Genomic DNA, 18,138 nt, shown 5'->3' with positions numbered 1-18,138 from the left:
CGGAAGCACTCTTACGTGTCGCCTACAGCATCCTCACAAACACCCGGGGACAGCGGCGCCGAGCGTGTCGGCGCAGGGCCGGTGCCGCCGGGTTGCCGCTCGCGTACCGACCAGGAGCACCCGGCCTCGCCTGCCGGCGGGCGGTTACCGCACCCGACGGTGGGGAGCAAGGGCCGAGCCGGTCGTGGATCGGCCGGGGGGGCTCGGGACAATCATGGCCATGAGCGACCGAATGTCCGACGCCGAGAACCGGCTGGCCAGGATCGAAGGGCTGCTGGAGAGCGGCGAGCACGACGTGGTGCCCGCGTGGCGCAGGGCGACACAGGGCGAGCCGCGGTGGGCGGTGACCGCCGTGATACTGGTGGCGATCGCCCTGCAGCTGATGCTGCCGCACCGGCTCGCCTTCCAGCCGTACTGGGCCCTGCCGGTCCTGGAGGTGGTGTTGCTGGCCGGCGTCATCGCCGGCAACCCCCGGCGGGTCGAGCCCCGCACCCGGTGGCTACGGGTCCTCGGACTGGTGCTGATGGGGGTGATCAGCGTGGCCAACGGCTGGTCGGCGGTCCGCCTGGTCGCGGGTCTCGTGAACGGCACGGAGGGCCGTGACGCCGGGCCGCTGCTGCTGAGCGGCGGGGGCATCTGGCTGACGAACGTCATCGTGTTCGCCCTCTGGTACTGGGAGTGGGACCGCGGCGGGCCGATGGCCCGGGTCCTCGGCCGGCACCAGTACGCGGACTTCCTCTTCGTGCAGATGCAGAGTCCGGAGACCGCGCCGCAGGACTGGGAGCCGGGCTTTCTCGACTACCTGTACCTGTCCTTCACCAACTCCACCGCGTTCAGCCCGACCGACGTGATGCCGTTGTCGCACTGGGCCAAGATGCTGATGATGCTGCAGTCCTCGGTCTCCCTGGTGACGGTGGTCCTGGTGGTGGCGCGGGCCGTCAACATCCTCCAGTGACGGCGGTGCCGGCACCGCCGGCCGGGCTGCCTTAGGTTCGTCTCCATGAGCGAAGACTCCTTGCGCCTCGTCACGGTCGAGCGCACCGGCACCGGCCGTTTCACCGCCACGAACGCCCGCGGCGGCACGATCGCCTTCGGCACCGGCGACGGCACCGAACTCACCCCGGTCGAACTGCTGCTCGCCGCGATCGGGGGCTGTACGGCCGCGGACGTCGACGTGTCCACGAGCCGTCACGCGGAGTCGACCGCGTTCACCGTCACCGTCAGCGGCCACAAGGTGAGCGACGAGGACGGCAACCGGATGACGGACCTCTCGGTCGCCTTCTCCGTCACCTTCCCGGAGGGCCCGGCCGGCGACCGCGCCCGCACCATCCTGCCCCGGGCGGTCGCCGTCTCCCACGACCGGCTGTGCACGGTCAGCCGCACGGTCGAGGCGGGAACGCCGGTCGCCGTGTCGGTCGAGAACGTCTGACGTCTGACGTCGGTGGCCGGGTCGGGTCCGGCTGTGTGGCTGTGTGGCTGCCTGGCTGCACGGCGGCATGGTCGAGCGTCTCGTGGACGACCTCCAGCAGGATCCGCTGCTGGGGGTCGAGCACGGCGGCCTCGCGCGGTGCGATGCGGAAGAAGTCGGCGTCGAATCCCGCGATGTCGTCGAGATATCCGCCGTGCGCGGGCACGTCGGCGGGCGGGAAGGCGGTGCCGTCGCGCCATCGGTCCGCCGGAACCCGGCCGATCGCGTCGATCCCGTCCACCAACAGCCGCCAGTAGTCGGCGGGCCCGCGCACCCCGCCGGGCAGCCGGCACCCGACGCCGATGACCGCGACCGGTTCGGCCGCCCCTCCGGACAGGGCCGGCGCGGGGGCGTGCGGCCCGCCCGGCGCTTCGTCGAGCGGGGTCCCGGCGGGCACGGTCCCGGGCGCGTACTCGGGGGGCCGTTCCAGGTTGTCGCCGGGCAGGTACGGCAGCAGGTCGCGTACGGTGTCGAGGGCGTCCTCCTCGTCGGCGGCGAGGAAGTGGGCGTTGCCGTTGACGGTGTTGCTGACGCGGGCGCCGCCGAGTTCCTCGGCGGTGGTGCGCTCTGCGGTGACCGTCTCGATGACGTCGGGGCCGGTGACGAACATGTGCGAGGTGCGGTCGACCATCACCGTGAAGTCGGTGATCGCCGGTGAGTAGGCGGCGCCGCCCGCGCACGGGCCGAGGATGACGGAGATCTGCGGGATCACCCCGGACGCCTGGACGTTGCGCCGCACCAGTTCGGCGTAGAGGGCGAGGGAGGCGACGCCCTCCTGGATGCGGGCGCCCCCGGAGTCGTTGAGGCCGATGACGGGGCAGCCGGTCCTCAGTGCCAGGTCCATGGGGGCCCCGGTCTTCTCGCCGAAGGCCTCGCCCATGCTGCCGCCGAAGACCGCGGAGTCCTGGGCGAAGACGCAGACCCGGCGCCCGTCGACCGTGCCGTACCCGGTGACGCCCCGTCGCCGTAGGGGCGGCGGGTGTCGTCCCCGGTCGGGCGGGCGCGCACGAACAGCCCGGTCTCGGTGAACGAGTCGTCGTCGAGGAGCCGTTCGATCCGCTCCCGCGCGCCGAACGCCCCGCGTCTCCTGGCCGCCCCCGGAACGAGCGCCCGTGCCGTACGGCGGTCCAGGTCCGCGATGCGTTCTGCGGTGCGGTCCGCAGGGGGCGCCGCGGTCGCCTGCTCGGGAGTCATGGAGTGCACCGGGCGCCCGGTCCGGCGCGGCGCGGACTGTCACCGGCTGATGGCCAAGGGGTTACCGTTCGACTCAACTCACTTTCCACTGGGGCCAGTTGACACAGGTTGGCGCTAGCGTTCGACGTGCGGCCACCAGGGGAGGGCCGTACGGCGGTCTGCTGGGGGGCGTGATGGGACGGGGACCGGTCCTGTCCGCGGCGGCGGTGGCACTGCTGCTCGCGGGCTGCACGAACGGCGGGCACGGCTGCCGCCGGGCCTGCCGGCGCTGGTCGCGGACCGGGCCGCGCGCGTCCTCGACCTGCCGGTACCGGAGCCCACCGCCCTGTCCGGGGTGCCCCTCGCCGACACCCCGCCCGCCCCGTCCCGGCGGTGGCTGCTGCTCGCCTCGGCGGCGGCCGGTGTGTCAGCGCGGTGGGCGGCGGCAGCGCGTGGTGGCGGTGGGGGCGGCCGGGGACGCCGGGGTCCGGCAACGGCCCGCTGCCGACCCGTACGATCGCGCTGCTCGGCGACCTGTCCACCGCCGTCGTCGAGGCCCAGGTGCGCGGGGCACGGCTGGCGGTCGACGCGCACAACGCCCGCTCCGACCGGACCTTCGACCTCGCCCTGCGCACGGCCGACGACCGGGGCACCGCGGCCGGTTCCGCCGCCGCGGCCGCCCGGCTCGTCGCCGACCGCGAGGTCTACGCGGTGATCGGCGCCGGAACCGGCACGGCCGTGCCGGCCGCCGTGCCGGTGTGCACCGAGGCCGGGGTGTGCCTGCTCATCACCCGCGCCGACACCGACGCCCTCGACGGCACCAACACGACCAGCTCCCTGGTCCTGCGCAGCACCCGCACCGCGGGGCCCGGTGCCGTCGTGAAATACCTCAACCTGGTGGCACGCCCCGCCCGGACGCTCGTCGTGCACGACCTCACCGACGCCGGCGAGGGCGAGCCCACCGTCCGGATCGTCACCGTCTACCGGAAGCTGGAGGTCGGCACCGTCGAGATGGCCGAGGTCGCCCCGGGCACCGCCTTCACCGACGTGGCCCACGGCCTGGCCGCCCACCCGGACACGGCCGTCCTCTTCGCGGGCGGCCTCCCGGCCCGCGCCGCCGCCTGCGCCCGGGCCCTGACCGCCGCCGGGCACCGCGGATTCCGCGGCGGCGACGAGCACATCCTCGGCGCGCCCTTCCTGACGGCGGGCGGCGGCTGGTGGATCAGCACGGGGTACTGCGACCCGGCCGCCGCCCCGAGGACCCGGACGTTCGCCGCCGCCAACCGCACCCGCTACCGCACGGCTCCGCCACCGTGGGCGGCCGAGGCGTACGACGCCGTCGGCTACGCCGCCCACGGCCTCGCGGCGCCCAGCAGCGACGAACGCGAGTCCCTGCGCGCGGAGTTGCTGCGCGAGCCCTGGCAGGGCATCACCCGCCGGTACAGCTACGAGAGCCAGAACCAGTACCTGGAGACCGGCCAGGACGGTGGGTGGTTCCTCTACCACGTCGAGAACGGCAGGGCCCGGTTCGTCGCGCGGCACGACGACATCGGGAAGAAGACGTCGTAGGCATCCGGTGGGGCGGCGGAACTACAGGCCGTCCGATGCGCCGAGGCCGGTCAGCGCGCCCACCGGGTCCAGGTCGGGGGTGCCTCTGGGCCACCAGTCGTCGTGGCCCGGCTCCGACTCGTAGGCGTACCACAGGCCGTCGCGGCCGAAGCGGAGCTGGAGATGGCCGCCGGGGTGGGTCAGGTGGTTGCGCCACGGCCGGAAGGCCGGGAGGTCGGCGGCGAGCAGCAGCGGGCGGGCCCGGTCGAAGCGGCCGGCCGGCGGGTCCCAGGGCTCTTCGAGGACGGCCAGCCCCTCCATGCCGCCCTGCCGCCAGGCGGCGACCGCGCGCGCCAGGTCGCCCGGGGTCCGGCCCACGGCGTCCGCGAGCGTGGCGTAGAGGGCCCGGGTGGACGCGGTCAGGCCGGAACCGGGGCGGGCCGCGGCGAGCCGCACCGCGTCCTGCCAGAGGGACAGTTCACCGACCGGGTCGTGTCCGGTGGTGAGCAGGGCGTGGGCGCGGGCCGCCGCGTCGGTGGCCAGCTGGTCCAGCGCGAACGGGTCCGGGCCGCCGGGCACCCCCGGATACACCGGCGGCTGCTCGGGGTGCGCCGGCGCCGGCAACGGAGGCGGCAGCGGCGGGAGTCGACGCGGTACGAGGGCCTCGGTGGCCCGGACGCCCGGCAGCGCGGCCGGCTGCCGCTCCCGGGCCGCGCGGGCGGCGTTGCGCCGGGACAGCGCGTCCAGCACCTCGCGCTCCCCGCGGCCGCGCAGCAGGAGCAGCACGAACGGGTCCGCGTCCAGCAGCCGCGCGGTCTGGTAGCAGAGTGCGGCCGCGTGTTTACAGGGGTGCCCGAAGTCCGGGCAGCTGCACCGGGGTTCGAGTTCACCGGGCCCCGGCAGCAACGGGACCCCGCTGTCGGCGAGGGTCTGCGGCAGCTCCTTGTCGAGCAGCGCGGCGATGTCGGCCGGCCGGTCGGCGGCGGCCTCCAGCAGCCGCTCCCACTCGTCCTCGCCGAAGGTCCGCAGCCGCACCTGCACGCGGTACGGCCGGGGCCGGCTGCCCTGCACGTACGCCAGGACCAGCCCCGGGGTCACGGTGATGGCGTCCACGTGCCCGCGCTCGGCGTAACCTCGCCCGCGCACCAGCCGCTTCACGTCCAGCGCGCCCTCTTCCAGCGCCCGTACCCAGGCGTTTCCCCACCAGGTCTCGGCGAACTCGGAAGCAGAGGCGGAGACACGGGACGGGAGGGGAGGGAAGGTACGGCGGAGCTCGGAGTCGCGGTGGGGGGTGGCCATGGTGCGCGGGAGACGGAGGGTCGGCTCCGGGTGGCCGGTGGCGACCTCAGCGGGGTGGGAGTCAGGCGTGTCCGGGTCGGGTCCGGGTGCGGGCTCGGGTGCACGTTCGGGTTCGGGTGTGGGTTCGGGTGCACGTTCGGGTTCGGGTTCGGGTGCGGGTTCGGGTTCGGGAGTGTCCGGTTCGGACTCCTCCCTCGGCATCCGGAACGCGGTCGCCAGGAACTGCTTCAGGTCACGGGCGGTGCGACCACGAGCCGCGGACGCCGGGGCCGGCGAAGACGAGGGCGAGGGCGAGGGCGACGACGGGCGCCGTACCGGGCGGGCCGGGGGCTGTTCAGACGTCTGCGCCGCAGCCGCCTCCTCGGCCCGCCTCGCCTCCGCGCGCGCCGCACGCAGCGCCTCCCGCGCGACGTCACCGGGACGGCTGCCCGGCCGTCCGGCGGCGGACGCGGCCGTGTCGGCCCGGTCGATCCCCGCGATCTGCTCGGCCGGCTCGGCGGCTACACCTTCCTCGGCGCCGGGCTCGGGCTCGGCATCCCGCCCCTCGGCCTCCTTCGCGGCGACGGCCACCCGCAGTGCCAGACGCGCGGCATCCCCCGGCCTCGGCACCCGCTCCGCCCGTTCGCCCTCTCCCCCGCCCGCGGCCACCGCGTCGGCCCCGGTCTCCGCCTCGCGCCCCCGCGCCGCCCGCAACGCGCGCCGCGCCGCATCCCCCGGCCGCTCCTCGCCCGCGCCGCTCATGACGTCCTCCGCAACGACACCAGGTCGGACAGCTCGCGGTCGGTCAGTTCGGTCAGGGCGGCCTCGCCGGAGCCGAGGATCGCGTCGGCGAGGGCCCGCTTCGCCTCCAGCATCTCGGCGATGCGGTCCTCGACCGTGCCCTCGGTGACCAGCCGGTGCACCTGGACCGGCTGGGTCTGGCCGATGCGGTACGCGCGGTCGGTGGCCTGTTCCTCCACCGCCGGGTTCCACCAGCGGTCGAAGTGCACGACATGGCCGGCGCGGGTGAGGTTGAGGCCGGTGCCCGCGGCCTTCAGAGAGAGGACGAGGACCGGGGTCGCGCCGCTCTGGAAGCGGTCCACCATGCGCTCCCGCTCCGGCACCGGGGTGCCCCCGTGCAGCAGGTCGACCGGGACCGCGCGAGCCTGGAGGTGTGCGGTGATCATGCGGGCCATGCCGACGTACTGCGTGAACACGAGCGCCGAGCCGTCCTCGGCGAGCACGGTGTCCAGCAGCTCGTCGAGCAAGGTGAGTTTGCCGGAGCGGGCGGCCAGGCCCTCGATGCGGGACTCCTCCTTGAGATACAGCCCGGGATGGTCGCAGATCTGCTTCAGGGCGCCGAGCAGCTTGAGCACCAGGCCGCGGCGCGCGATGCCGTCCGCCGTCTCGATGGCGAGCAGCGACTCGCGCACCACCGCCTCGTACAGCGCGGCCTGCTCGCGGGTGAGCGGGACGGGGTGGTCGGTCTCCGTCTTGGGCGGGAGTTCGGGGACGATCCCGGGGTCGGACTTCTTGCGGCGCAGGAGGAAGGGGCGGACCAGGCGGGCCAGCCGGGTCACCGCCTCCTGATCCTCGCCGTTCTCGACGGCGCGCGCGTGCCTGGCGCGGAAGGACTTGAGCGGGCCGAGGAGTCCGGGGGTCGTCCAGTCGAGGAGGGCCCAGAGCTCGGAGAGGTTGTTCTCCACGGGGGTGCCGGTGAGGGCCACGCGCGCGGGGGTCGGGATGGTGCGCAGGGCTTTCGCGGTCGCCGAGTAGGGGTTCTTGACGTGCTGGGCCTCGTCGGCGACGACCATGCCCCAGGGCTGTTCGGTGAGCCTGCCCGCGGTGGCGCGCATGGTGCCGTACGTGGTGAGGACGAAGCCGCCGTCGAGGCCGTCGAGGGTGCGGTCGGGGCCGTGGAAGCGGCGGACCGGGACGCCGGGGGCGAACCGGGCGATCTCCCGCTGCCAGTTGCCGAGCAGCGAGGCCGGGCAGACCACCAGGGTCGGCTCGGTGCGGGCCCGCTTGAGGTGCAGGGCGATGACGGTGATCGTCTTTCCGAGGCCCATGTCGTCGGCGAGGCAGCCGCCGAGGCCGAGGGCGGTCATCAGGTCGAGCCAGGCCAGGCCCCGCAGCTGGTAGTCGCGCAGGGTGGCGTGCAGGCCGGCGGGCGGCTCGGCCGGCTGGATGCCGGCGGTGAGACGGTCGCGCAGGGCCGCGAGGACACCGACGGGGACGGCCTCGACCCGCTCGCCGTCCACCTCGGCCTCGCCGGTGAGCGCGACGGAGAGCGCGTCGACCGGGTCGAGCAGGCCGAGTTCGCGCCTGCGCGCCTTGCGGACGAGGGCCGGGTCGACGAGTACCCAGCGGTCCCGCAGCCGTACGACCGGGCGATGGGCCTCCGCGAGGGCGTCCATCTCGGCGTCGCTGAGCGGATCGCCGCCTAGCGCCAGCTGCCAGCGGAACTGGAGCAGTTCCTCGCTCTCGAAGAAGCCGGTGCCGTCGGTGGCCGAGCCGGGGGCGGGCCGCACCACGGCCGCCGCGGTCAGGTCCTGGGCCAGGTCCCGGGGCCAGTGCACGGCGACCCCGGCCGCCGCGAGCCTCGTCGCCGCCACCCCCAGCAGCTGTCCGAGCTCCTCCTCGGAGAGCGCGAGGACGTCCGGCACGTCCTGCTCCGCGAGGCGGGCCAGCGGCGGCCACACCCGCGCGGCCCGGCGCACGGCCAGCGCCGCGTCCACGCGCGTGCGGGGACCGAAGGCGGCGTCGGACGCCCCCGACCACAGCGCCGCCGCGTCGGTCACCAGCGTCGGGTCGGCCAGGCTGTGCACCTGGACGATCGCCGCTCCCGCGCGGTGCGCACCCTCGCCGTCGTCGAACAGGTCGTACGCCGACAGGTCCAGCCGCAGCGAGATCCGCACCCCCGCGTCCATGCCGGCCGCGACCTCCGCGGCCCACTCCTGGGCGTCGGGCAGCCGCCGGGCTTCGCGGGCGGCGAAGGGCCGGCCCGCGGTGTGCGGGGCGGCCGGAGTGCGGGGCAGGGTGTCGGCGACCGCGTCCAGGAAGGAGCGGACCAGCGCCTCCGGCTGGGGCAGCAGGAGCGGGCCGGGGCCGGGCAGCGGGACGGCGTGGCCCTCGGCGGGCAGGGCGTCGGCCACCGCGCGCAGGTGGGCGATGTCGGCGGGCTCCAGAGGGCCGGCCCGCCAGGCGTCGTGTCCTGCCGGGGTGAGGCCGGGCAGCAGCCGGCCGCGGGCGGCGAGCCGCAGCGCGTGCAGGGCGGCGGCGCCCCAGCAGGCGGTGGCGGGGTGGGCGGCCGGGTCGCGGCGGGCCCGGACGAGATGCGGGAGGGCGGCGGCGAGCGGCAGGGTGAGCGCGGGCACCTGCCGGCGGCGGACCCCGGTGGCGCCGTGCCGCCGTACGACCGTGAGCTCCTCGGTCGCGGTACCGGGCAGCGGATCGCCCTCGGGGTCCCAGAAGGCCATCCGGCCCTGGCGGGGGAGGTCGGCGGGCAGGTAGACCGCGGCCAGGCGCACCGGTACGTCCGCGCCGGCCTCGGCCGTCGTGCCGCTCATACGTTCTGCCACCTCCCGCCCGCCTGTCGGATCAGACGTCTTCGACTGTACGGGCGGGGTCTGACAGTCGGTCCCGGCGACCGGCCCCGGCGGCGGCCTACGGGACGGTGCGCGAGACGACGTAGATCATCGGGTAGTTGGGGTCGGCCGTGTTCACCACCACGTCCTGGGTGGGCGCCGGGTTCTTCTGCTTGTGCGTCAGGCCCGACCAGGTCCCGGGGCCGGTGAACTTCCAGCCGCTGATCTTCTGGTCGCGGGAGCTGATGCTGATGTCGTTCTTCCCGAGCGCGTCCCGGTTGACGCCCATGCCCTCCAGGAAGCTGTCCAGTCCGGCGCTGTTGGTGCGGAACTGGACGTAGAGACGGCTGGTCTTCCAGTTGTTCGTCTCGTAGTACGCGATCCGGTCGGCCGGGTGCGGGACCGGCACCTGGTAGAGGCGCCGCTGCACCTTCGAGGGCCAGCCCTCGGAGAGGCCGATCGCCGAGTACTTGGACTCCTTGTCCTTGCCGCTGTTGCGGCTCTGGGCGGCGGAGATCACCAGATAGCCGGCCGGGACCCCGATGAGCAGCACGATGATCAGCAGCGTCAGCGCCCGGCGCTTGGCCTTGTGCCCCGGGGTCTCGGGCGGCCGCTGCGGTCCCTCCGGGGACGCGGCCTGACGGGGCAGCGCAGCGGTCATGCGGTGTCCCGGGTACGGCGGGCCTCCGCGAACCGCTCGTAGCGCTCGTACCGCTCGACCCGGCGCCGCTTGGCGCGCCGGAACCGGCGGGCGACCAGGCGGGCGAGGTCGGCGGCGCCGACCATGCCGGCCTCGGGGCCCAGCTGGGCGCGGGCGATCCGGGCCTCGGGGCGGTAGCCGCGCCCGGTCAGCTGGCGCTTGAACGCGTCCCGCGCGGGGCCGATCAGCAGGTCGTCGGCGGCGCTGACGCCACCGCCGATCACGAAGCAGGAGGGGTCGAGGGCGGCGGCGAGGTTGGCGATGCCGACGCCGAGCCACTGGCCGATGTCCTGGAGCAGCTCGACGCACATCGCGTCGCCCTCGCGGGCCAGCTCGGTGATCATCGGGCCGGTGATCTCGTTGATGTTGCCCTTGACGTGCTCGATGATCCCGTAGGCCACCGGGGAGTCGGCGGCGGCCAGCTCCTTGGCCTCGCGGACCAGTGCGTTGCCGGAGCTGTACTGCTCCCAGCAGCCGCGGTTGCCGCACGGGCAGCGGTGGCCGCCGGGCACCACCTGCATGTGGCCGAACTCGCCGGCGACGCCGTACTTGCCGCGCTTGACCTGGCCGTCCTCCAGGATCGCGCCGCCGATGCCGGTGCCGAGCGTGATCATGACCAGGTGGTCCTCGCCGCGGCCGGCGCCGAAGCGCCACTCCGCCCAGGCCGCCGTGTTGGCGTCGTTGTCGACGAGGACGGGGACCGAGAGCCGGCCGGAGAGGCGGTCGCGCAGCGGTTCGTTCCGCCAGGACAGGTGGGGGGCGAACAGCACGCGGTTGCGGTCGGCGTCGACCCAGCCGGCGGCGCCGATGCCCACGGCGTGCACGTCGTGCCGGTCGGACAGGTCCAGGACCAGCTCGACGATCGTGTCCTCGACGACCTTCGGGCTCTTGGACTTGTCCGGGGTCTCCGTGCGGAGCTTCTCCAGGATGTTGCCGTCGGCGTCCACGACGCCCGCCATGACCTTGGTGCCGCCGATGTCGATGCCGACCGTCGGCACGCGGGGGGCCGTCAGGTGGGACCGGCGCTCCCTGGTGCCGACGGTGCGCAGGACCGGGGCTCGGCGGGAGCCGATGGGGGCGGTGAGGTCGCGGTAGGTGCTCATCGGGCTTGATTGTGCCTCACCGTGAGAAAGGGTGCCGTTCGGGGGAGATAAGGAATGGGTGCGGCGCCGTTGCCGAGTGCGGGTCGCCCGTGGCTGGTCGCGCAGTTCCCCGCGCCCCTTTCAGGGGCGTTGCAGCTCGCGGCGCAGAGAGTCCAGGTCGCTTTCGCCTGCCGTTCGGCGGGTCAGCCAGCAGATCCGTCACATTGTCCGGACATTAAGACCAGAACGGCCGTGCCTTCAGGACCGCACGAGCAGCTGGAACTCGAAGGAGTAGCGGGTCGGGCGGTAGATGTGGTCGCCGAACTCGACGGCGCGGCCCGTGTCGTCGTACGTGGTGCGCTGCATGGTGAGCAGCGGAGCGCCCTCCGGCTCCGCGAGCCGGTCCGCCTCGGCGGCCGTGGCGCCGCGCGCGCCGATGGACTGGCGAGCGCTGTGCAGGGTGATCCCGGCGGTCCGCATGAGACGGTACAGGCCGGTCGCCTCCAGCTGGGCGGTGTCCAGGTCGAGCAGGCCGGGGGGCAGGTAGTTGGTCAGGCACGCCATGGGCTCGCCGTGCGCCAGCCGCAGGCGTTCGATGCGGTGCACCTCGGTGTCCTCGGCCACCCCGAGCGCGGCCGCGACCTCGGCGGACGCCGGGACGACGGTGTTGACCAGCACCTTCGTCGCCGGGCGCTGACCGGCCGACTCCAGGTCGTCGTAGAGGCTGCTGAGTTCCAGCGGGCGCTTGACCTGGCTGTGCACGACCTGGGTGCCGACACCCCGGCGGCGGACGAGCAGGCCCTTGTCCACGAGGGACTGGATGGCCTGGCGGACCGTCGGCCGGGACAGGCCGAGCCGTGCGGCGAGCTCGATCTCGTTGCCCAGCAGGCTGCCGGGGGTGAGCGAGCCGTGCTCGATCGCCGCTTCCAGCTGCTGGGCGAGCTGAAAGTACAACGGGACCGGGGAAGTCCGGTCCACACTGAGGTCGAGCGTCACGGTCGGGTCCACATCTGGTTTGGGCACGGGGCCGAGCGTATCCCCGTGACGGGTTGACGGGAAGTTGTGTAGTTCGATTGTCCGGACATACGGATTGACAGCGCGCGGGGTGCACCAGCACCTTGTTCCCATGCGCATCGGGGTCATCGGGACGGGCCGCATCGGCACCATTCACGCGAACACGCTCAGCCGTAATCGCGAGGTCGGATCGCTGATCCTCACGGACGTGGATCCCCAGCGGGCCCAGGATCTGGCGCACCGGCTCGGGGAGACGGCGGCGCCCGGGACGGACGAGATCTTCAAGTGGGGCGTGGACGCCGTGGTGATCACCGCCGCCACCTCGGCCCACGCCGACCTGATCGGCCGCGCGGCCCGCTCCGGGCTGCCGGTCTTCTGCGAGAAGCCGATCGCCCTCGACCTGCCGGGCACGCTGCAGGCCCTGGCGGAGGTGGAGAAGGCCGGGACCGTGCTGCAGATGGGCTTCCAGCGGCGCTTCGACAAGGGGTACGCCGGTGCGCGGGAGGCGGTGCGCTCGGGCCGGCTCGGGCGGCTGCACACCGTACGGGCGCTGACCTCCGACCAGTCCCCGCCCCCGCCGGAGTGGCTGCCGCTGTCCGGCGGGCTGTTCCGGGACACGCTGATCCACGACTTCGACGTGCTGCGCTGGGTGACCGGCCGCGAGGTCGTCGACGTGTACGCGACCGGCTCGGACGCGGGACCCGCGATGTTCCGCGAGGCCGGTGACGTCGACACCGGCGCTGCGGTGCTCACCCTCGACGACGGCACGCTGGCCACGGCGACGGCGACCCGGCTGAACGGCGCCGGGTACGACGTGCGGATGGAACTGGCCGGCGAGCGGGACACCGTGGTGGTCGGCCTGGACGACCGTACGCCGGTGGCCTCGACCGAGCCGACCGGGCCGCCGCCCGCGGACAAGCCGTGGCCCGGTTTCCTGGAGCGGTTCGGGCCCGCCTACGAGGCCGAGCTGTGCGCCTTCGTCGACGTGGTGCGGGGTCAGCTGGCCAACCCCTGCGACGGGCGTGAGGCGCTGCAGGCGCTGCGGATCGCGGAGGCCTGTGAGACCTCCCGGCGCGACCGCAGACCGGTGGCGCTCGCGGAGATCCCGGACCGGCTTGCCTGACCGGGCAGGCCTGCCCGACCTGCCCGACCTGCCCGACCTGCCCGGCTTGCCTCGGCCTCAGCCTCGCCTTCGGGGTGCGGCTACCAGCGCACCGGGAGGCTGCGCACTCCTCGCATCAGAGTGCCCGGCAGCCACTCGCCGTGCGGGCCGTCCAGGGCGAGGTCCGGGGCGCGCTCCAGGAGGGTGCGCAGGGCGGTCCGGCCCTCCAGCCGGGCCAGGGGTGCACCCAGGCAGTAGTGGATGCCGTGACCGAAGGCGAGGTGGCCGCGGTGGTCGCGGCGGATGTCGAACCGGTCGGGCTCGGGGTAGCGGTCAGCGTCGCGGTCGGCACCGGCGAGGCTGATCATCACGGGGTCGCCCCGGCCGATGGCGGTGCCGGCGATCTGCAGAGGCTCGGCGGCGTACCGGTACGTGGCGTTCTCCACCGGGCCCTCCCAGCGCAGGGTCTCCTCGACCGCGCCGTCCAGGAGGCTCATGTCGGCGCGCAGGGCGGCGAGCTGGTCGGGGTGGGTGAGCAGGGCGAGAACGCCGTTGCCTATGAGGTTGACGGTGGTCTCGTGGCCGGCGATCAGCAGGACGAAGGCCATGCCGCGCAGTTCCGCGGCGGAGAGCCGGTCGCCGTCCTCGGCGGTGGTGCGGATCAGGTCGCTGAGCAGGTCGCCGCTCGGGCCCGCGCACCGCTTGTCCTCGATGAGCTCCGCCAGGTAGTCGGCGAGCGCGACGAAGGCGTCGTACTCGCTGCCCGGATTGCTGGGCGCGACCACCTCGTTGGACAGTTTCCGGAACCGCTCGCGGTCCAGCTCCGGGATGCCGAGCAGTTCGCTGATCACCGTGATCGGCAGCGGGTAGGCGAGGGCGTCGACGAGGTCGGCGCGGCCGCGCGGGAGCATCTCGTCGAGCAGCCGGTCGGTGATCTCCTGGATCCTCGGCTCCAGTGCGGCCACCCGGCGGGCGGTGAACGCGCGCGTGATCAGGCCGCGCAGCCTGGTGTGCTGGGGCGGGTCGGCGAGCAGCAGGTACTTGCCGATCAGCTCCTCGTCGAGGAACTTGAAGCCGACCTTCTCGGTGTCCTTGGCCAGCCTGGGGTCGGCGAGCGCCGCGCGCGCCTCCTCGTACCCCACGACCAGCCAGGTCTCGTGGTACTGGTCGGGAAGCGGCCACCGCACTCGGTGCACCGGGCCGCTCTCGCGCAGCCGCGCGTACACCGTGTGCGGGTCCGTGCGCAGACCGTCGCCGTACTCGCCGAGGTCGGTCACCTGCATGCTCTGCTCCCCCTTCAGGAGGTCCCCGAGGCCGTCCCGTATCCGGAGAACGCACGGGCCGCCCCACAGGTGCCCCACCGTCGCCCTATTCCTCCAGCAGTCCCGCGTCGTACGCCAGCAGGGCGATCTGGACGCGGTTGTTGAGGCCGAGCTTGGCCAGGATGCGGGAGACGTGGGTCTTGACGGTGGCGACGCTCATGAAGAGGCCGGTGGCGATCTCGGCATTGGCGAGGCCCCGGCCGACCGCGACGGCGACCTCCCGCTCCCGGTCGTTGAGGGCGGCGAGCCGGTCACGCGCGCGTGCCTGCCGGGTGTCCGCCCGGGTACCGGCCGCGTGCCGCATCAGCTGCCGGGTGACGGCGGGCGACAGCACGGGGTCGCCGGCCGCGACCCGGCGCACCGCGGCGACGATCTCGGCGGGCGGGGTGTCCTTGAGGACGAACCCGGCGGCTCCCGCGCGCAGGGCGTGCAACACCTGTTCGTCGGCGTGGAAGGTGGTCAGGACGACGACCTGCGGGGCGTCGGCACGCGCGCGCAGCCGCTCGGTGGCGGTGAGTCCGTCCACTGACGGCATCCGGATGTCCATCAGGACGACGTCCGGGCGGGTGCGGTCCACGAGCGCCTCCACCTCGTCACCGTCGGCGCCCTCCCCGACGATCTCTATGTCCCCGGCGCCGCCCATCATGAGGGCGAGACCCGCCCGCACCAGCGGGTCGTCGTCGACGAGCAGCAGTCTGATCGCGGTCATGGCTCCTACGTAATCACGCGGATACGGCGCCATGCGGCCGTCTCCCGTTCGTCACGCCGCCGGGACGGCGGCCCAGGGCAGCCAGGCCCGCACCTCGAAGCCGCCGTCGCCGGTGGCCCGGTGCTCCAGTCGTCCCCCCGCCAGAGTGGCGCGTTCGGTCAGGCCGATCAGGCCCTGGCCGGAGCCGGGGACGTGCGGGGCCTCGTTCGCGGGGGCGGGGTTGTGCACGGTGATGTCCAGGCCGTCGCCGGGGGCGCCGGTGACGCGGACGGTGACCTCGGCGCCGGGGGCGTGCTTGCGGGCGTTGGTGAGGCCCTCCTGGGCGATCCGGTAGGCGGTGCGGCCGACGGAGGCGGGGACGGCGGCCGGGTCGCCGACGTGGTTGTTCAGCACCACCTTCATGCCGGCTCCCCGTACCTCGGCGACCAGCGACTCCAGCGCGGCCAGGGTCGGCTGCGGGCGGCCGCCCGCCTCGTCGCCGTCGGCGGCGCGCAGCACGCCGATGATCTCGCGCAGGTCCTGGAGGGCCTCGTGGGCGCTCTCCCGGATGACCCCGGCGGCCCGGGCGATCTCCTCCCGGGGCGCGTCGGGCCGGAACTCCAGCGCCCCGGCGTGCACGCTGAGCAGGGTCAGCCGGTGGGCGAGGACGTCGTGCATCTCTCGGGCGATGGCCTCCCGGGCCAGCCGCTGGGCCCGCTCGGCGCGCAGCCCGGCCTCGGTCTCGGCCCGCCGGGCCCGGTCGCGCAGGCTGACCATCAGCTGCCGCTTGGAGCGCACGAACATGCCGAGGCTGACGACCAGGAGGGTGAACAGCACGACCAGGATGACGACGGCCAGGTAGGGCAGGTCGGGGTCGGGGCGCAGCCAGTAGAAGAACGGGACCAGCGCGAGGTCGGCTCCGGCGATCCAGGCGACGTACCGGAACGGGCGGTGCACGGCGAGCGTGAACAGCGCGACCATGGCGGCGCCGCCCGCGGTGTCGGAGACGAAGCCGACCGGGATCATGGCGATGGCCAGGCCCGTCGGCCAGCGGCGGCGCAGCCAGACCGCGGCACAGGCCAGACCGCCGACCAACTGGTCGGCGACGGCGAGGCCGTGCGAGACGTTCGGGTCCTGGCGCATCGTGTTGGCGGCCGCCACACCCAGAAGGACGGCCAGCAGGAAACAGCTGAAGTCGACGAGCCAGTCGCGCGCGGTGCGCCGGGGCCGCCGGCCGGCCGGGCCGGCGTCCGGGTCGAGTTCATGGATCACGGCGGAGGGGAAGAGCCAGCGCCGCCCCTCGAACGTCCGTATGGAGATGTCACCGCTCACGGTCGACAAATCTACGCAGGACCGACCCGTGACACCTACTCGTGCACGGGATCGTCGACCAAAGTTGTGCCCGTGTGGACTTTCGGTGTGCCACGCGCGCGTGCGGCGGGTCTTCCGGCGGGCACGGCCCGCCCCACGGCCGATGGTGTGGGGCTGGGCCGCGGGGCGAGGGTCGTACCGTGAAACGGTTGCTGGAACTGCTCGGGTTCGTCGCCCTCGTGCAGGGTGCGCTGGGGCTGCTGCAGGAGTTCACCCACTGGCGGGTGGGCCTTCTGCAACGGCTCGGCTTCCTCGACGGCTACGGCGTCTACGCGAGCGTCGCGCTGATCGTGCTGGCGTGCGCACTGTTCGCCGCCGCGGGGAGCCGGAGGTCCGGCTGAGGGGCGGCCGGGATCCGGCCGGCCGGGCCCAGTGCACCAGCCTCGCCGGTTCACCTCGGCAGCGAACGGTCCGTCCGGCGTGGAGGCCCGGCGGCTGCCGGGATGCGGGCATCAGGGGGCCGGCCGGCGGCAGGTTAACTACGTGAAAACTCAGAGGACTTGGCGGCAAATTCTTCAGACTTGTCATTGACATGCCACACTCTACGCGCGTCATCATGGAGCCATGAGATTCCCCCCACGAATCACCCGCATCGGCGCCGCGGGCGCCCTGCTGTCCGCCCTCCTCGTGGGCGGTACCGTCTCCGCCGTCACGGCGGACGCCGCTGCCAGCTCGGTCGGCAGTATCTGCTACAGCAACCTGCCGTCGCAGGCGTACGACACGCTCGACCTGATCGCGTCGGGCGGTCCGTTCCCGTACTCGCAGGACGGGACCGTCTTCCGCAACCAGGAGGGCGTGCTGCCGAGCGAGCCCACCGGCTACTACCACGAGTACACCGTGATAACGCCGGGCTCCTCCACCCGCGGTGCACGTCGCATCGTCACGGGCGAGGACTACCAGGAGGACTACTACACCTCCGACCACTACGTCACGTTCAACCTCATCGACTTCGACTGCTGACTCCGCCGGAGGAAGCAGTGCAAGGACCAGCGCGAACCCGGTAGATCCTCTTACTCGCTCAGCTGCCCCCGTACAGGCCGCATACCGGCGGCCGGCCGGACCGGCCGTGTCGTATCCCTGTCGGTGCCGTCTTCGCTCCGCGTACGGCAACGATGCGAGCAGCGACAGCTGCGTCTGCACGGCTCGGAGTCCTCGCCCCGCGTTCCCCCCACCACGCCAACATGGGACGCGGGGCGAGGCATGTCCGGCCCAACCGGGGAGGCGCCGCGCTTCGGCCCCGCCCGGTAGATCCCCGGCCACCGGCCGGAACCGGCATGTCGACAGCCACTGGCCGTCGGCGCCGACCGCGCCCCGAGGATTCCCCGAGGCGTACAGCCCGATCGCCGCCGACGACAACGTGGACGCCTCGCCTACCGTGCGGACCCCGGGCGTCTGAGTCCTGACGGTCGGCAGGGGCGCCTGTGGCCCACGCGAACCCCTCTCACATCCCGTGTGTCTGCTGCCCCTCGAGTTGCCGCCTGGCGGCAAGCGCCTTCGCCAGCACCGTGGTTCGGTAGGGATTCGCGGCGTCCAGCGCCGACGCCACCGCAACCGCCTCGTCCAACAGCGCCAGCCGCTGCTCGGGCAGCTCCCGCACCAGCGACGACGCGCTGGCCTCCACCAGAACGTACGCCAGTTTCGACCCGTACACCTCCGGCTCGACCTGCGTCAGCAGGCGGTAGATCCGCAACCCCTCGGTGCCGCGCACCACCCGCCGGTTGGCACTGAGCAACTGGACCCTCGCCCGCATGACCATGTCCTGATCCATCGGTCCCCCTCCGTTTCCTCACCCCCACCTGCACCCG

16 protein-coding genes are annotated in these 18,138 nt (G+C 73.8%); 6 read left to right on the top strand and 10 right to left on the bottom strand.

Annotated features, from left to right (window positions below; translation table 11 throughout):
• Positions 1-220 precede the first annotated feature (220 nt).
• Together ACZ4UV_RS08320 and ACZ4UV_RS08315 are read left to right on the top strand one after the other, a co-directional pair.
• On the top strand, positions 221-955 hold the full coding sequence (locus ACZ4UV_RS08320) for a hypothetical protein (RefSeq protein ID WP_390034562.1): 735 nt from the start codon (positions 221-223) through the stop codon (positions 953-955).
• Positions 956-1,000: 45 nt separating this feature from the next.
• Positions 1,001-1,429 (top strand): OsmC family protein, encoded by a 429-nt coding sequence (locus ACZ4UV_RS08315; RefSeq protein ID WP_467836807.1) that lies wholly within the window; start codon positions 1,001-1,003, stop codon positions 1,427-1,429.
• Here ACZ4UV_RS08315 and ACZ4UV_RS08310 read toward each other — a convergent pair.
• On the bottom strand, positions 1,374-2,705 hold the full coding sequence (locus ACZ4UV_RS08310; protein WP_451019845.1) for a carboxyl transferase domain-containing protein: 1,332 nt from the start codon (positions 2,703-2,705) through the stop codon (positions 1,374-1,376). The two genes, ACZ4UV_RS08315 and ACZ4UV_RS08310, sit on opposite strands and share 56 nt — an antisense overlap.
• Before the next feature lie 329 nt (positions 2,706-3,034).
• Between ACZ4UV_RS08310 and ACZ4UV_RS08305 the strand changes: the two genes are divergently transcribed.
• A complete protein-coding gene (locus ACZ4UV_RS08305; RefSeq protein WP_467836804.1) occupies positions 3,035-4,210 on the top strand; it encodes an ABC transporter substrate-binding protein in 1,176 nt (391 codons plus the stop codon).
• A gap of 21 nt (positions 4,211-4,231) precedes the next feature.
• Here ACZ4UV_RS08305 and ACZ4UV_RS08300 read toward each other — a convergent pair whose 3' ends face one another.
• The 5 genes from ACZ4UV_RS08300 to ACZ4UV_RS08280 form a co-directional block, all read right to left on the bottom strand.
• Complete coding sequence (locus tag ACZ4UV_RS08300) at positions 4,232-6,229, bottom strand: SWIM zinc finger family protein (RefSeq protein ID WP_451019847.1); 1,998 nt, start codon at positions 6,227-6,229, stop codon at positions 4,232-4,234.
• Positions 6,226-9,036, bottom strand: a complete 2,811-nt coding sequence (locus ACZ4UV_RS08295; RefSeq protein ID WP_467836801.1) for a DEAD/DEAH box helicase — start codon at positions 9,034-9,036, stop codon at positions 6,226-6,228. The genes ACZ4UV_RS08300 and ACZ4UV_RS08295 overlap by 4 nt, the downstream gene beginning before the upstream one ends.
• 97 nt (positions 9,037-9,133) lie before the next feature.
• Complete coding sequence (locus tag ACZ4UV_RS08290) at positions 9,134-9,715, bottom strand: sugar kinase (RefSeq protein ID WP_451019849.1); 582 nt, start codon at positions 9,713-9,715, stop codon at positions 9,134-9,136.
• Positions 9,712-10,857 (bottom strand): ROK family glucokinase, encoded by a 1,146-nt coding sequence (locus ACZ4UV_RS08285; protein WP_351499697.1) that lies wholly within the window; start codon positions 10,855-10,857, stop codon positions 9,712-9,714. The genes ACZ4UV_RS08290 and ACZ4UV_RS08285 overlap by 4 nt, the downstream gene beginning before the upstream one ends.
• 237 nt (positions 10,858-11,094) lie before the next feature.
• Positions 11,095-11,832 carry a GntR family transcriptional regulator gene (locus tag ACZ4UV_RS08280; protein ID WP_451019855.1) on the bottom strand — a complete coding sequence of 246 codons (738 nt, stop codon included), beginning with the start codon at positions 11,830-11,832 and terminating at the stop codon, positions 11,095-11,097.
• A gap of 130 nt (positions 11,833-11,962) precedes the next feature.
• Between ACZ4UV_RS08280 and ACZ4UV_RS08275 the strand changes: the two genes are divergently transcribed.
• The gene (locus ACZ4UV_RS08275) at positions 11,963-12,973 is read left to right on the top strand and encodes a Gfo/Idh/MocA family protein (RefSeq protein ID WP_390034568.1); all 1,011 of its coding nucleotides are present in this window, start codon (positions 11,963-11,965) and stop codon (positions 12,971-12,973) included.
• An 80-nt stretch (positions 12,974-13,053) separates the two neighbouring features.
• On the opposite strand, the gene ACZ4UV_RS08270 is transcribed toward ACZ4UV_RS08275, so the two are convergent.
• The 3 genes from ACZ4UV_RS08270 to ACZ4UV_RS08260 form a co-directional block, all read right to left on the bottom strand.
• Positions 13,054-14,235: a cytochrome P450 family protein gene (locus ACZ4UV_RS08270; RefSeq protein ID WP_451019850.1), complete on the bottom strand. Its 1,182-nt coding sequence runs from the start codon at positions 14,233-14,235 to the stop codon at positions 13,054-13,056.
• A gap of 85 nt (positions 14,236-14,320) precedes the next feature.
• The gene (locus ACZ4UV_RS08265; protein ID WP_451019851.1) at positions 14,321-14,983 is read right to left on the bottom strand and encodes a response regulator; all 663 of its coding nucleotides are present in this window, start codon (positions 14,981-14,983) and stop codon (positions 14,321-14,323) included.
• Positions 14,984-15,034: 51 nt separating this feature from the next.
• Complete coding sequence (locus ACZ4UV_RS08260; RefSeq protein ID WP_451019852.1) at positions 15,035-16,303, bottom strand: sensor histidine kinase; 1,269 nt, start codon at positions 16,301-16,303, stop codon at positions 15,035-15,037.
• A 170-nt stretch (positions 16,304-16,473) separates the two neighbouring features.
• Between ACZ4UV_RS08260 and ACZ4UV_RS08255 the strand changes: the two genes are divergently transcribed.
• Positions 16,474-16,674 (top strand): hypothetical protein, encoded by a 201-nt coding sequence (locus tag ACZ4UV_RS08255; RefSeq protein WP_451019853.1) that lies wholly within the window; start codon positions 16,474-16,476, stop codon positions 16,672-16,674.
• A 223-nt stretch (positions 16,675-16,897) separates the two neighbouring features.
• Positions 16,898-17,293: a ribonuclease domain-containing protein gene (locus ACZ4UV_RS08250; protein WP_451019854.1), complete on the top strand. Its 396-nt coding sequence runs from the start codon at positions 16,898-16,900 to the stop codon at positions 17,291-17,293.
• 481 nt (positions 17,294-17,774) lie between these two features.
• Here ACZ4UV_RS08250 and ACZ4UV_RS08245 read toward each other — a convergent pair whose 3' ends face one another.
• The gene (locus ACZ4UV_RS08245; protein ID WP_390034573.1) at positions 17,775-18,101 is read right to left on the bottom strand and encodes a hypothetical protein; all 327 of its coding nucleotides are present in this window, start codon (positions 18,099-18,101) and stop codon (positions 17,775-17,777) included.
• Between the last annotated feature and the right edge of the window lie 37 nt (positions 18,102-18,138).

Source organism: Streptomyces sp. NPDC028289, from assembly GCF_055565975.1.
This window is presented reverse-complemented; position numbering and strand designations above follow the sequence as displayed.

Coding starts and splice junctions, on each gene's coding strand:
- ACZ4UV_RS08320 (WP_390034562.1), top strand. CDS start 221: ATGAGCGACCGAATGTCCGACGCCGAGAACCGGCTGGCCAGGATCGAA.
- ACZ4UV_RS08315 (WP_467836807.1), top strand. CDS start 1,001: ATGAGCGAAGACTCCTTGCGCCTCGTCACGGTCGAGCGCACCGGCACC.
- ACZ4UV_RS08300 (WP_451019847.1), bottom strand. CDS start 6,229: ATGAGCGGCGCGGGCGAGGAGCGGCCGGGGGATGCGGCGCGGCGCGCG.
- ACZ4UV_RS08295 (WP_467836801.1), bottom strand. CDS start 9,036: ATGAGCGGCACGACGGCCGAGGCCGGCGCGGACGTACCGGTGCGCCTG.
- ACZ4UV_RS08290 (WP_451019849.1), bottom strand. CDS start 9,715: ATGACCGCTGCGCTGCCCCGTCAGGCCGCGTCCCCGGAGGGACCGCAG.
- ACZ4UV_RS08285 (WP_351499697.1), bottom strand. CDS start 10,857: ATGAGCACCTACCGCGACCTCACCGCCCCCATCGGCTCCCGCCGAGCC.
- ACZ4UV_RS08275 (WP_390034568.1), top strand. CDS start 11,963: ATGCGCATCGGGGTCATCGGGACGGGCCGCATCGGCACCATTCACGCG.
- ACZ4UV_RS08270 (WP_451019850.1), bottom strand. CDS start 14,235: ATGCAGGTGACCGACCTCGGCGAGTACGGCGACGGTCTGCGCACGGAC.
- ACZ4UV_RS08265 (WP_451019851.1), bottom strand. CDS start 14,983: ATGACCGCGATCAGACTGCTGCTCGTCGACGACGACCCGCTGGTGCGG.
- ACZ4UV_RS08250 (WP_451019854.1), top strand. CDS start 16,898: ATGAGATTCCCCCCACGAATCACCCGCATCGGCGCCGCGGGCGCCCTG.
- ACZ4UV_RS08245 (WP_390034573.1), bottom strand. CDS start 18,101: ATGGATCAGGACATGGTCATGCGGGCGAGGGTCCAGTTGCTCAGTGCC.